Here is a 12507-nt window from a genome sequence, read left to right as displayed (position 1 = left end):
GGGCAAGCTTCGAATTACAGTCGACTCTTTGGGGATGGTTTGATGATCTCGCCCTGTTGGCATCCCCCATTAAGGTTGCTGACGCGGGCATTTTGTGCAAAAATAAGGTTCGCTGAAAGAATATAAAGCACAAGGGCTGCAGCCTGTTGTGTATGGATTTGCAAGGAACCCTTATGCCCGCTTTACGTGCCACGCTTTTGTACGGTTTTGCTATTTTTGCAATGTTCTTTGGTTCAGGCAACCTCGTTTTCCCCATTCAAATCGGGCAAACTGCCGGCAGCGAGTGGCTTGCAGGATTCGCGGGACTCGTAATGACAGGCATTCTACTCCCGCTTTCAGGGCTTTTTGTTATTAAACTGCACCGTGGCTCTTATCAGGCGTTCTTTGCAGAAGCCGGTAAAGTGGCGGGATTTGTACTGCCGCTTTTCACGCTCTCACTGCTGGGTGCTTTCGGCGTGGTGCCACGCTGCATTACGGTCGCCTTTGGCAGCATGCAGTACGTTAGCCCGGAGCTTGGGTTAATGCCTTTCAGCCTGATATTTTGTGTGCTGACCTTCTTTCTTTGTCTGAACGATCGCCTCATGGTGACGCTACTTGGTAAATGGATGAGTCCGCTGCTTTTGCTTTCGCTTGTTATTCTGACGGTGGGGGCTGCACTCAAAGCGCCAGAGGCACCCGTGACTCTTGCGCCTGTAGATGCGCTCAAAACCGGCTTTCTGACCGGTTACCAGACCATGGATTTATTTGCGGCATTTTTCTTCTCATCGCTTATTTTCGCGCAGATTCAGGCTGAAATGCCGGAATCCGTATCGCATCGCGATACCGTTCGATTCGCACTGAAGCCTGCTCTTTTGGGTGCACTGCTTCTGGCGCTTGTATACCTTGGGTTTGTCGCACTTGGTGCACACTTCTCAAGCCTGCTGACCAACGTAGAGCCCGCCGCCATGCTGCCCGCCATTGCGCTCCAGCTAAACGGCACCTGGGCTGTGGTGTTGCTGGCAATTGTTATGTTTCTTTCCTGCCTGACTACGGCCGTGGCGCTCAATAATCTCTATGCGCGCTACCTCTCAAGGCTGCTTGGCATTGAAGCACGAGGCTATCGCTGGGTGCTTCTTGCCACTACAGTAGTGGCTTTTCTCATCTCTCTGCGTGATTTTCGCGGCATTGCAGCCTTTCTTGCGCCAATGCTTGAATACAGCTACCCGGGGCTTATCGCTCTAACGATTTTAAGCATATGCTTTAGAAAACAGTTTTTCATCAAAAAAGCCATATTTTATACGGCAACGGCCATTGCCTGCCTGCCACCGGTGCTTGCATGGGCGAAAAGCAGCGGAATATTTTAAAGAGCCGTTGACAAGGAGGTCGAATGGCGGTAACTTACGCACCTATGCCGAGGTGGTGGAATTGGTAGACACGCTAGCTTCAGGTGCTAGTGGGGGAAACCCCGTGGAGGTTCGAGTCCTCTTCTCGGTACCAATAATACAGACAGTACTTAATCAAGCAGTACACATCAAAGCCCGTTAAGCTCTATATCTCCCTGCGAATTTCAAGCAAACTCTCCGAGTACTTCACCAACGCGTACAGCGCTTCCTTCTGTCAAGCTGTGGTTCCAGGTTGCCTGAGAAGTTTTCCCGAGCAGCACAATGACAGTTGAACCCAGTTTGAAATACCCAACGGATGCGCCCTTGTCGAGGCTTAAGTCGCTTGCGCTGTCGTACCGACGCGTCCATACGTGATTGCCGCGCGTAATATCGCCCTCCCAGCTGGTCGCGATTGAGCCGACAATCACAGCTCCCACCATCACCAGCGCAAGCGGGCCGTGAGCGGTATCAAAATACAGAGCGAGGCGTTCGTTGCGTGCAAAAATTCCAGGAATGGCGTTGACGGTTTTCGGTTTGACGGAAAAGAGGCTGCCAGGGATGTAGGTCATGTGCGTGAGCCGTCCTGCTAATGGCATATGGATACGGTGATAGTCGCGCGGAGACAGATAAAGGGTCGTGAAAAAGCCGTCAGTAAACGCGGGTGTCAGCGGGTCGTTTGCAAGGAGAGCCTCAAGTGTATAAGAGTGGCCTTTGGCCTGAATCAGGCGATTTTCATCGATACGCCCAATCTGGCTGACGCAGCCATCTACCGGCGACACTATGCCGGCATTTGCCTGCGGGCGGCACTGCGGCTTTAGCTGGCGCGTAAAAAAATCATTGAACGTATCATAGTCTTCAGGACGTGCGTGCAGTGCTTCCGCCATATTGACCCCATAGCGGCGAATAAACGTGCGAATGAAAAAATTTTTTATTGCTGGCGTACGAATATCAGCCAGCGCGCCCATCCAGCGAGAGAGGCATCTTGCAGGTATCAGAGAAGCTGGCAGTGTTTGAAAAAAATCGACAGGCATCAGGAGAATCTCAGGCAAAAGGGAGCATGATACCGTGAAACACTGTTAAAAGTGTACTTTTCTCACAGGGATGTTATGCTCAGGCGCAATTCGTAAGCGGTAATGAAAGATGGCTAAACCACGTATCCATGAGCCGGGGTTCCCGGGAGCCGGCGAGGAGCATGCGCTCTCGCCGGCTGCGTTTCAGCATGCGGTAGTGGTGCTGCGCATGCGTGTTGGCGAGACGCTGGTGCTTTTTGATGGTGAAGACCGGGAGGCGGAGGCGACACTCGTGACCGTTGCACGCAGGAATGCAGTAGTGCGCATGGGGGCACCAAAAATGTTGAGCCGAGAGTCGCCGTGCCGTATTCATCTCGGCCAGGCGCTCTCAAAGGGCGACCGCTTTGACTGGGTCGTGCAAAAAGCTGTTGAGCTTGGCGTGTCACGCATAACGCCCCTTATCACACAGCATACGGTCGTGCGACTTGACGCTCAGCGTCTTACAAAAAAGTGTGAGCAATGGCAGGCAATTGCCGTTGCTGCCTGTGAGCAGTCGGGGCGTAACCGCGTGCCGGTTGTGGAGCCTGTGCAGCGATTTGAGGATTTTGTGGCCATTGAAACTTCTGCTTCGCGTTTTATTCTGCACCCCGAAAGTGGCGCGCGTGCGCGAGACTTTGCCACAAGTTCCACCGATGCCTGCCTGCTTGTAGGGCCTGAAGGCGGATTCGGGGAGGCCGAGGTGGAGCTTGCACGGACACACGGATTTCGTGCGCTGCAGCTTGGTCCGCGCATTTTACGCACGGAAACCGCAGCGATTGTCGCACTGAGTGTGTTGCAAGCGCTGGCAGGTGATCTATAATTGAATTTTTAAGGTTTCTGATAAAGGGGTGTAACAATGAATGCGCATATTAAAGCCGTGACAGACAGCAACTTTGACGAAGAAGTCTTAAAGTCCGGCAAGCCGGTCCTTGTGGATTTCTGGGCTGAATGGTGCGGACCCTGCCGCGCACTGGGACCCATTTTTGATGAAGTCGCCGAGTCACACCACGAATCTGTCGTGTTCGCGAAATTGAACATCGATGAAAACCCCCAGGTCCCTTCACGCTACGGTGTGATGAGCATCCCGACGCTCATGTTGTTTGTTAACGGCGAAGTGGCCGCGGTGAAAATGGGACTTTTGAATCGCTCGCAACTGGTGGCATTTGTAGAAAGCCATTCTTAAGAGCAGTTTTATTCGTGCGCTCTCCGTGGTCGGTTACGGGCCACGGAGAGCGGGCGACATGCAGGAGCTCAGTAATCGATGCTGGCTTTTTATTGAAAGCTGTGTTAGCATCAGCTCTCAACCAGTGACAAATCTGTCACGTTGCCAATTCCAGTGAATCTTTCTGATTATTTGCGTGCACCAGCGTTCGGCTTTCGCTGATTGCAATTGCGCATCAGGGTGTTCGCAAAGGTACAAATCGTGACCCATCAACCAATATTACCAGGGAGCTGACGTGTTTCTGGCTGATTCACCCGAATCCGGGACCTCCGTATCAACTAACCAACCCACCAAAGTGAGAAGTATGAATCTTAGTGAACTCAAGAAATTGCCCATGCCCGAGCTCGTCAAAATTGCCGAAGAGCTTGGCGTTGAAAATACCTCCCGCATCCGCAAGCAAGACATCCTTTTTTCCATCCTGAAGGCGCATGCCGCAAAGGGTGAAGATATTTACGGGGATGGCGTGCTGGAAGTGCTGACGGACGGTTTTGGCTTTCTGCGCTCAGAAGATGGCTCCTACCTTGCCGGTCCGGATGATATATACGTCTCTCCCAGCCAGATTCGCCGCTTTGGTCTGCGTACCGGCGATACCATTTCAGGAAAAATTCGTCAGCCCAAAGATAATGAGCGCTATTTTGCACTGCTCAAGGTGGACGAAATCAACTACGACCGTCCTGAAAACGCCAAACACAAAATTCTCTTTGAAGACCTTACACCCCTTTTTGCCAATGACCGACTCGTCATGGAGCAGGGCAATGGCAGTACGGAAGACCTCACGGCACGTGTGGTTGACCTCTGTGCGCCTTTCGGCCGTGGTCAGCGTGGCCTGATTGTCTCTCCGCCTAAGGCCGGTAAAACACTCATGCTGCAGAATATTGCGCATTCCATCGCTAAAAACTACCCTGACTGCTACCTGATTGTGCTCTTGATTGACGAGCGTCCCGAGGAAGTCACAGAGATGCGCCGCTCTGTGAAGGGTGAAGTCGTTGCAAGTACTTTTGATGAGCCGGCCAACCGTCACGTGCAGGTCGCCGAGATGGTGATTGAGAAGGCGAAGCGCCTCGTTGAACACAAGCGTGATGTGGTCGTGCTCCTTGACTCCATCACCCGTCTGGCGAGAGCCTACAACACGGTTGTGCCTTCGTCCGGTAAGGTACTGACTGGTGGTGTGGATGCTAACGCTCTGCAGCGTCCCAAGAGACTGTATGGTGCCGCGCGCAATATCGAGGAGGGCGGCAGCCTGACCATCATTGCCACGGCTCTGGTGGACACCGGTTCTAAAATGGACGAGGTCATTTACGAAGAGTTCAAGGGTACCGGTAACATGGAAATCCATCTGGCGCGCAGCATTGCCGAGCGCCGTGTATTCCCGGCCATTAATATTAACCGCTCCGGTACGCGCCGCGAAGACCTGCTGCTCTCGCCGGAAGACTTGCAGCGTACATGGATTCTGCGAAAAATTCTGCAGTCCATGGATGAGTGCGATGCCATCGAGTTTCTGCTTGAGCGCATGAAAAACCACAAGACTAACGCTGAGTTCTTTGATGCCATGAAGCGCCAGGAATAAAGCGATTGACACATTCCCCTCGCGTGTGCGATAGTTGCCGCGCGAGGTTGGACTTGCTATGTGTCAATCCACTGGGTCAATTGGCGACACACTGATTGGCCCTTTCTATCTCACGATAGCCGCTGTATTTCTACAATACTTCTTCCCTGTATTCAATACGCAGCTTACACGCTGGTATGCGCCCTTTTTAAGAGATAAGATGAGTGTATCTATTCACCACATTTTGAATGCTTTAGGGGAAAAGTCAGATTTGAGTGCAGGTTGTGCGCCAAATATGGCTTTTCGGTGAACGTGGTGAATGGTTACAGATGAGTTTGCATATCAAGTGGTGGTATGCGACACCGATGTCACTTAAAAGGACTTATCATGAAAAAGCCTCTTTTGCTCATGCTGTTTCTGGCAGGCGCAAGTCACGCGGAACAACTTTTTGACTATCAGCAAGCGGTTGCTGCGGTTAAAAGCGGAAAGAAAATCACCTATGTCGTTGATTGGAATAAGTGCACATTAAATCTGCCGAATATTACCCCTGATATCATTTCGAGTTATTCACCCGATCATGTCATTATGGATAAGCAAGGTTTTATGGGATCGCGTGGCACGAAATACACCCATGAAATCTCGAAGGCACCTGAACTTGGGCCTGTCCATCAGAGTTTTGTCTACACCTTCACTAAAGAAGGCGAGCTTCAGGTCGTCAACCGCTTTTTAGACCCCATCACCTATGCGGAAAAAATGCCGGCAATACGCGCGGTGTGCAGGCTGCATGACGGATTTGAAGTGTTCGCAAATTAGGGCGTGCCCTCGAGCGTAAACAGGGTTCACTCAGCCTGAATGAGCCCGGTTTGCACTTCGCACAACCTGCAATCAAATCTGACTTTCCCCAAATCCTTGCCAATTCCTGTCAAAGGATTAAAATGCAGCTTTCACGCATTGCAGGGATAGACATGCCGATTTTTTTTCAAAGACCCGAGGCGGCCGCTCCTGTGTCCGCATTACCTTCTGTCGCATACAGTCCTGACGATCAGGCTATGGTGCAGCTTCTTAAATCGCGAATAAAACGTTTTGAAACGGCGCATCAAACGCTCTATTCGCTCGATACCCATATTTTTCGAGCTTGCGTCGTTGGTATGGCCTGCTACGCGGCGGGAAGTATTTTATACATGTTTGTGCCTGTCAGCATTCTGGCGTTTAGCTATGCAGCGGGGAACGCGGTTAACCGCGATTTACATTACAAGGAGTACCAGACGGCCTTTAAGGAACTGGATGAAGCCTGCCGATGGGTTTTTAATGGCGACACCGATGCACGCTGGTATGCGCTTCGCGACACAACGGCTCAGAAACTCATGCGAACGTGGGCGCCCTGGGTGCCAATGGCTTCGGTTCAACCGCTGACAGAGAACGATCTTGCCGTCGGCCGGCTCAACCGCCCGATTGACAGGTCGTTTCAAAAAGAGATGAAAGGCTTTGCTGCAACGCCGCGCAAGTTTACGCTCGATTATGTTCTGTACGCTCAGGGCGGGGCGATGCACTTTTTTGAAGCGCTGCAGTCGTATCTTTGGAAGCGCGCGGAAGCGGCAGCCGCAGATATTACCCCGAAGCTGCTGACGGCCGTTCCTGGCAGCGGCGTCAGCAGTTAAGCAAGAGAATTATGCCGGGCTGTATGCCCGGCCATTACGTTATGCCATTTCCACCAGCACTTCTCCCGCTTCAATCCGAGTCGGGTAGAGTTTTAGATTTTTGGGTTTAGAAAGCTTCCCAAGCAGCCCGCTTGCAATTTTAGGCCACGGCGACCAACACTTGACTTCACCACTGTCCAGACAAAACTCACTTTTATGAAACGGACAGGTAATGGTATTATTTTCAATGACACCATTGGTCAGCGGCAGTTTAAAGTGCGGACATTGGGATTGCATTGCATAAATTTTTCCCTCGTGCAGGGCAATAAGCACCTTTTGCCCATCGAGTACCGTTGTGTAACGGGGTTCGTTTTCAAGATGCGCGAGCGTTGTCGCTTTAATCCATGCCATGATTGAGTCCTGCTTGGTTGACAGACAGAGCGCGCATCATACTGCTTTGCCGGATGCATTCCAAGTTCTATCCCGCTTTTTGCGATAAGCAGGCCTCGGTGGATTGCAGTTGTGCGTTCTCGCGTATAAAATGCCGGGATATTTTCAGGCCCATGGGTGCCCTGGAGGCTATTGGAATGGAGGGAGCGTGGGCTCTTTGTTGAAAAAAAACGTATTTTTGGGATATGCGACAGTCATTCTCATGGCTGCCAGCGCCATGGTATTTGCTGCAGAAGACGTATCACCCGTCAAATCCGAGCCGTTGATTGACGGATACTATCCGGCTTATCCCCCAACCCCGGCGGCAGAAGGGGATAAAAAGGCGCTGATAGAGCGTGGCGAGTACCTTGCCAAAATGGGGGACTGCATCGCCTGTCATACCAATATCGAAGCAGGAACTCCCGCTTTTGCCGGAGGGTTGCCGCTTAATACACCGTTTGGCACGTTCTACAGCCCCAATATTACGCCCGACAAAGAAACCGGTATTGGAAACTGGACAGAGGAAGACTTCATCCGCGCCATGAAAAAGGGACGTGATCCTGAGGGTCGAAACTATTTCCCTGTGTTCCCGTACATCTATTTCTCAAAAATCACCGATGATGACGCACGTGCCTTGTATGCATACTTCATGAGCATACCAGCGGTTAAACAGCAGAACCGTCCTCTGCCTTTCCCATTCAACATGCCTGGTGCGCGCTTTTCTCTCTGGGGCTGGAATCTGCTCTTTTTCTATCCAAACGACGTACCCTTTGCCTATGACTCCGAACAGTCACCGGAGTGGAACCGTGGTCGATACATTGTCGATGGTCTGGGCCACTGCAGCATGTGTCATACACCACTCAACCCGCTTGGTGCACCGAAGCAGCGCTATTATCTGACTGGAGCGTTCATCGATGGTTACTGGGCGCCAAACATCACTAAATACGGACTCGAATCAGCGAATCATATCGAAGTGGCGGATGTGTTTAAGAACAACCAGCTGATTAACCGTGCCGGAACCGTTGCAGGACCCATGGCTGAAGTGAATCACAACAGCCTTGCCTACCTCACCGATGAAGACCGTTTAGCCATCGCCACGTACCTCAAAACAGTGGTCAGCACTGAAACACTTGGTGTTACGCCCTCAGAACAGCCGCCATCGCTCAAGCGTGGCAAACAGGTGTATTTGAATGCCTGCGTAGTGTGCCACCAGGAAGGCGTTATGGCAGCGCCACGTATCGGCGATACGGCCAACTGGTTTATGCGCCTTAAAAACAATGGCTTGAATGGACTCTACCGTCATACCATCGCGGGCTATAACAGTATGCCGGTGAAGGGAGCGTGTGTGACCTGCTCCGATAATGACATTATCTCAGCAGTAGACTATCTGTTGAACAAGTCGCTGACGCGTTCAGAGTGGCGCGACCTTAAAGCTGGCGGCAGCGAGAAGTTTCCTGTCAGTGGTAAGGCCATTTATGAAGAGGACTGCAGCGCCTGTCACAAGGACGGCAAACTCGGCGCGCCGAAAGTCGGAGACAGAGAAGCGTGGAAACCCTTGATTCAGCAGAATATGGATGTGCTTATCGAGAAAACCATTAACGGTGAGAAGCATCCTAAAAATGGAGGCTGTGTGCATTGCACCACCGGAGAAGTAATTGAAGCCATCAAATACATGGTGAGTCAGTCCAAGACCGAGGGTAATTTCAGTCTCTGGTAAAGGAACCGAATTGGGTGCGGGCTGAGAACCTCTCAGCAAGCACCCGGTATCGTTGTTCAGCGAACCATGCTGAAGCGTTACAGGCGGCTTTACACACACTGGAAAACATACATTAACAGCTGTTGGTGTTTAACCGGCAGCCGGGGTGAGGAATGGGGATGCAAAACTGGTTTAACGGTGCACGTTTAAGCGCGTGGTTTATGGGTCTTTTCGGTACCCACGCGGTGTATGCGCAGGCAGACACCTGGCAGCTCAACATGTATAAAGGGGTCACTCCCATCAGCCGGGACATGTACGATTTGCACATGATAGCCATGGCCGTGTGTGCAGTGATTGGTATCATCGTTTTTGGTGTGATGATTTATTCCCTGATACATCACCGTAAATCCCGTGGCTATACGCCCGCAAAGTTTCATGATAATCCGCGTCTTGAAATCTTCTGGGCGGTGATTCCTTTTCTGATTCTGGTGGCGCTTGCAGTGCCCGCGACCAAAATTCTTATCCGCATGGAAGACAATGCTGATTCTGATGTCACCATCAAGGTAGTCGGCTCCCAGTGGAAATGGCAATACCAGTACCTTGATCAAGGCATTCAGTTTTTTAGCAACCTTTCAACACCCTATGATCAGATTCAAAACCGACAGGATAAGGGGGAGTGGTACCTGCTTGAAGTGGACAAGCCACTCGTACTGCCGGTACATCGTAAAATTCGTTTTCTGGTAACGTCTACCGATGTTATTCACTCCTGGTGGGTGCCGGAACTTGGGGTTAAGCGCGATGCAATCCCGGGCTTTATGTATGAAGCATGGGCCGTTATTGATAAACCCGGCGTTTATCGCGGTCAGTGCGCGGAGCTTTGCGGAATTAATCACGGTTTTATGCCAATTGTTGTGCAGGCTGTCAGCGAAAAAGACTTTGAAACATGGGTCAGTGCCCAGACGCAGGTCGAAGACCGTTATGCGGCTGTTGAAAAAGAGCCTGAAGCGCAAAAGACACTTTCGCGAGCAGAGCTCATTAATCTTGGCCGCGATAAGTATAACCAGCTTTGTGCTGCCTGCCATAAGGCAGATGGAACCGGCCTTCCGCCACTGTATCCCCCGCTTAAGGGCAGCTCAGTTGCGGTCGGAAAGCCGATATCACGGCACATTGAAATGATCTTAAACGGCATAGCTGGCTCTGCCATGCAGCCCTACCGCGACCTGCTGACCGATGAGGAAGTTGCGGCCATTGCGACATATGAGCGTAATGCGTGGGGCAACAACACAGACGACACCATACAGGCGGCTGACGTTGCCAGAGTACGTCAGGAAAATACGGTTGCGCCAACCGTGGTTAATAAGGCAAAAGCCGGAGGTTTGCGATGAGCGAGGCAATACACCACACAGACGCGCATCACACGGATGCGCACCATGGCCCCGAACAGGGTAAGGGCTTTTTCGGTTTTGCAAAGCGCTGGCTTTTTACCACGAACCATAAAGACATTGGTACGCTGTATCTGTGGCTTGCGATGGCGAGTTTCTTTATAGCAGGTGCGATGGCGCTTGTGATTCGTGCCGAACTCTTTCAGCCGGGACACCGCTTTGTCGATCCGAATTTTTTCAACCAGATGACCACCATGCATGGCCTCATCATGCTGTTTGGTGTAGTGATGCCGGCCTTTACCGGTATGGCCAACTGGCAGATACCCATGATGATTGGCGCGCCAGACATGGCGCTGCCGCGTCTTAACAACTGGAGTTTCTGGCTGCTTCCCTTCGCCTTTGCGCTGCTTGGCTCTACCATGTTTCACAGCGGCGGCGGTCCAAACTTCGGCTGGACGATGTACGCGCCCCTGTCCACGAAATATGCGCCTCCAAGTACGGATTTCATGATTTTCGCCGTACACATGATGGGAATTTCATCCATCATGGGTTCCATTAACATCATCGCGACCATTCTAAACATGCGGGCCCCTGGCATGACCCTTATGAAAATGCCGATGTTTGTCTGGACGTGGCTCATTACCGCATTTCTCCTGATTGCCATCATGCCGGTACTTGCGGGTGCTGTCACCATGATGCTTGCCGACCGTCATTTTGGTACCAGCTTTTTCAGTGCGGCCGGAGGCGGGGACCCGATTCTCTTCCAGCACGTGTTCTGGTTCTTTGGGCACCCGGAAGTGTATGTGCTCGTGCTGCCGGCATTCGGGGTGATTTCCGAAGTGATTCCGGCGTTTAGCCGCAAGCGCCTCTTTGGGTACCACTTTATGGTGTATGCGACGGCGGCGATTGCCATACTGTCGTTTATTGTGTGGGTGCACCACATGTTTACTACCGGCGTGCCGCTGGGGGCAGAGCTATTTTTCATGTACGCCACCATGCTGATTTCTGTGCCTACGGGCGTGAAAGTCTTTAACTGGGTCAGCACCATGTTCCGAGGCGCCATGACGTTCGAAACGCCGATGCTTTTTGCCATCGCCTTTGTGTTTTTGTTCACGATTGGTGGTTTCACCGGGCTGATGCTTTCTCTCGTGCCTGCAGATTATCAATACCAGGATACGTATTTTGTCGTGGGGCATTTCCACTATGTACTGGTGCCTGGCGTAATTTTCTCACTGATGTCTGCAACCTACTTCTGGCTGCCAAAATGGACAGGGCACATGTACAGTGAGACGCTTGGGAAGTGGCATTTTTGGCTTTCGGTGATTTCCGTTAACATTACTTTTTTCCCAATGCATTTTCTGGGGCTTGCCGGCATGCCGCGACGTATTCCAGATTATGCGCTGCAATTTACCAATTTCAACATGATTGCGACTGTTGGTGCCTTCATCTTTGGATTCTCGCAGCTGATTTTCCTCTACAACGTCATTCGTACAGTTCGTGGCGGTAAAAAGGTGGATGCCCAGGTGTGGGAAGGTGCGCACGGTCTTGAGTGGACGCTGTCTTCACCACCGCCATACCACAGCTTCACTACTCCGCCGGAGGTGCATTGAGCATGCAGCCCGGTGCGCGCCATGGCCGCCTGCTGTTGAAGCTCGCAGTTCTTGTGATTGGCATGTTCGGGTTTGGCTTCGCACTGGTGCCTATCTACAATACGCTTTGCAAGACGCTTGGCATCAACGGAAAAACCGGGCAACAGGTGGCGCTGGAGGCTGCTCACTCCGTTAAAATGGATGCCAAACGTCAGGTTACTGTTGAATTTGTAGCAACCAATAACGAGGGCGTGCAGTGGACCTTTTATCCGGAAACCCGGAAAATTAGCGTTCATCCCGGTGAAGTAGCGAGGCTGTCATTTTACGCGGAAAATCGCACCGACCACAGCATGGTGGTGCAGGCCGTGCCAAATGTGACGCCGGCTCTCGCGGCAAAGTATTTGAAGAAAACGGAGTGTTTTTGTTTTACGCAGCAGACATTAAACGGCCACGAAGCCATGCACATGCCGCTGCTGTTTCACCTTGACCCTGAATTACCAGAAAATATTCGTACGGTGACGTTATCTTACACATTGTTTGATGTCACTCACCGCAAGTAATACCAAAGGCAGCATGTTGCCAAAAACGGAGAAGAT

Annotated in this window: 12 protein-coding genes and 1 tRNA gene; 11 read left to right on the top strand and 2 right to left on the bottom strand. The window is 51.6% G+C overall.

What is annotated here, in order from left to right:
* The first annotated feature begins 173 nt into the window (after nucleotides 1-173).
* Entirely contained in the window at nucleotides 174-1343 is a 1170-nt protein-coding gene (locus tag E4T54_RS05520; RefSeq protein WP_051550856.1) for a branched-chain amino acid transport system II carrier protein, read from the top strand.
* A 46-nt stretch (nucleotides 1344-1389) separates the two neighbouring features.
* A tRNA-Leu gene (locus E4T54_RS05515) sits at nucleotides 1390-1476 on the top strand.
* Nucleotides 1477-1546: 70 nt separating this feature from the next.
* On the opposite strand, the gene asd is transcribed toward E4T54_RS05515, so the two are convergent.
* Nucleotides 1547-2392: an archaetidylserine decarboxylase gene (asd, locus tag E4T54_RS05510; protein WP_028386204.1), complete on the bottom strand. Its 846-nt coding sequence runs from the start codon at nucleotides 2390-2392 to the stop codon at nucleotides 1547-1549.
* A gap of 109 nt (nucleotides 2393-2501) precedes the next feature.
* On the opposite strand from asd, the gene E4T54_RS05505 reads away from it, so the two are divergent.
* From E4T54_RS05505 to E4T54_RS05485, 5 genes are all read left to right on the top strand, one after another.
* Nucleotides 2502-3230: a 16S rRNA (uracil(1498)-N(3))-methyltransferase gene (locus E4T54_RS05505; RefSeq protein ID WP_028386203.1), complete on the top strand. Its 729-nt coding sequence runs from the start codon at nucleotides 2502-2504 to the stop codon at nucleotides 3228-3230.
* Between the two features lie 36 nt (nucleotides 3231-3266).
* The gene (trxA, locus tag E4T54_RS05500) at nucleotides 3267-3593 is read left to right on the top strand and encodes a thioredoxin (RefSeq protein ID WP_028386202.1); all 327 of its coding nucleotides are present in this window, start codon (nucleotides 3267-3269) and stop codon (nucleotides 3591-3593) included.
* A gap of 343 nt (nucleotides 3594-3936) precedes the next feature.
* Nucleotides 3937-5199, top strand: coding sequence for a transcription termination factor Rho (gene rho, locus E4T54_RS05495; RefSeq protein ID WP_028386201.1), 1263 nt, complete (start codon nucleotides 3937-3939; stop codon nucleotides 5197-5199).
* A gap of 366 nt (nucleotides 5200-5565) precedes the next feature.
* Complete coding sequence (locus E4T54_RS05490; RefSeq protein ID WP_028386200.1) at nucleotides 5566-5991, top strand: hypothetical protein; 426 nt, start codon at nucleotides 5566-5568, stop codon at nucleotides 5989-5991.
* 122 nt (nucleotides 5992-6113) lie between these two features.
* The gene (locus tag E4T54_RS05485) at nucleotides 6114-6836 is read left to right on the top strand and encodes a hypothetical protein (protein ID WP_028386199.1); all 723 of its coding nucleotides are present in this window, start codon (nucleotides 6114-6116) and stop codon (nucleotides 6834-6836) included.
* Nucleotides 6837-6875: 39 nt separating this feature from the next.
* Here E4T54_RS05485 and E4T54_RS05480 read toward each other — a convergent pair whose 3' ends face one another.
* A complete protein-coding gene (locus E4T54_RS05480) occupies nucleotides 6876-7226 on the bottom strand; it encodes a Rieske (2Fe-2S) protein (protein WP_028386198.1) in 351 nt (116 codons plus the stop codon).
* A 241-nt stretch (nucleotides 7227-7467) separates the two neighbouring features.
* Here E4T54_RS05480 and E4T54_RS05475 point away from each other — a divergent pair, with 241 nt between their 5' ends.
* The 4 genes from E4T54_RS05475 (at nucleotide 7468) to E4T54_RS05460 (ending at nucleotide 12471) form a co-directional block, all read left to right on the top strand.
* Nucleotides 7468-8961, top strand: coding sequence for a c-type cytochrome (locus E4T54_RS05475; RefSeq protein WP_238582784.1), 1494 nt, complete (start codon nucleotides 7468-7470; stop codon nucleotides 8959-8961).
* 158 nt (nucleotides 8962-9119) lie between these two features.
* A complete protein-coding gene (gene coxB / locus E4T54_RS05470; protein WP_028386196.1) occupies nucleotides 9120-10325 on the top strand; it encodes a cytochrome c oxidase subunit II in 1206 nt (401 codons plus the stop codon).
* Complete coding sequence (gene ctaD, locus E4T54_RS05465; RefSeq protein WP_028386195.1) at nucleotides 10322-11932, top strand: cytochrome c oxidase subunit I; 1611 nt, start codon at nucleotides 10322-10324, stop codon at nucleotides 11930-11932. Before coxB ends, ctaD begins: the two co-directional genes overlap by 4 nt.
* Before the next feature lie 2 nt (nucleotides 11933-11934).
* Nucleotides 11935-12471: a cytochrome c oxidase assembly protein gene (locus E4T54_RS05460; RefSeq protein WP_028386194.1), complete on the top strand. Its 537-nt coding sequence runs from the start codon at nucleotides 11935-11937 to the stop codon at nucleotides 12469-12471.
* The last annotated feature ends 36 nt before the right edge of the window (nucleotides 12472-12507 follow it).

It is taken from the genome of Legionella geestiana, assembly GCF_004571195.1.
Taxonomy (GTDB): Bacteria; Pseudomonadota; Gammaproteobacteria; order Legionellales; family Legionellaceae; genus Legionella_B; species Legionella_B geestiana.
The sequence above is the reverse complement of the archived record's forward strand: the minus strand, read 5'-3'. Positions and strand labels throughout refer to the sequence as shown.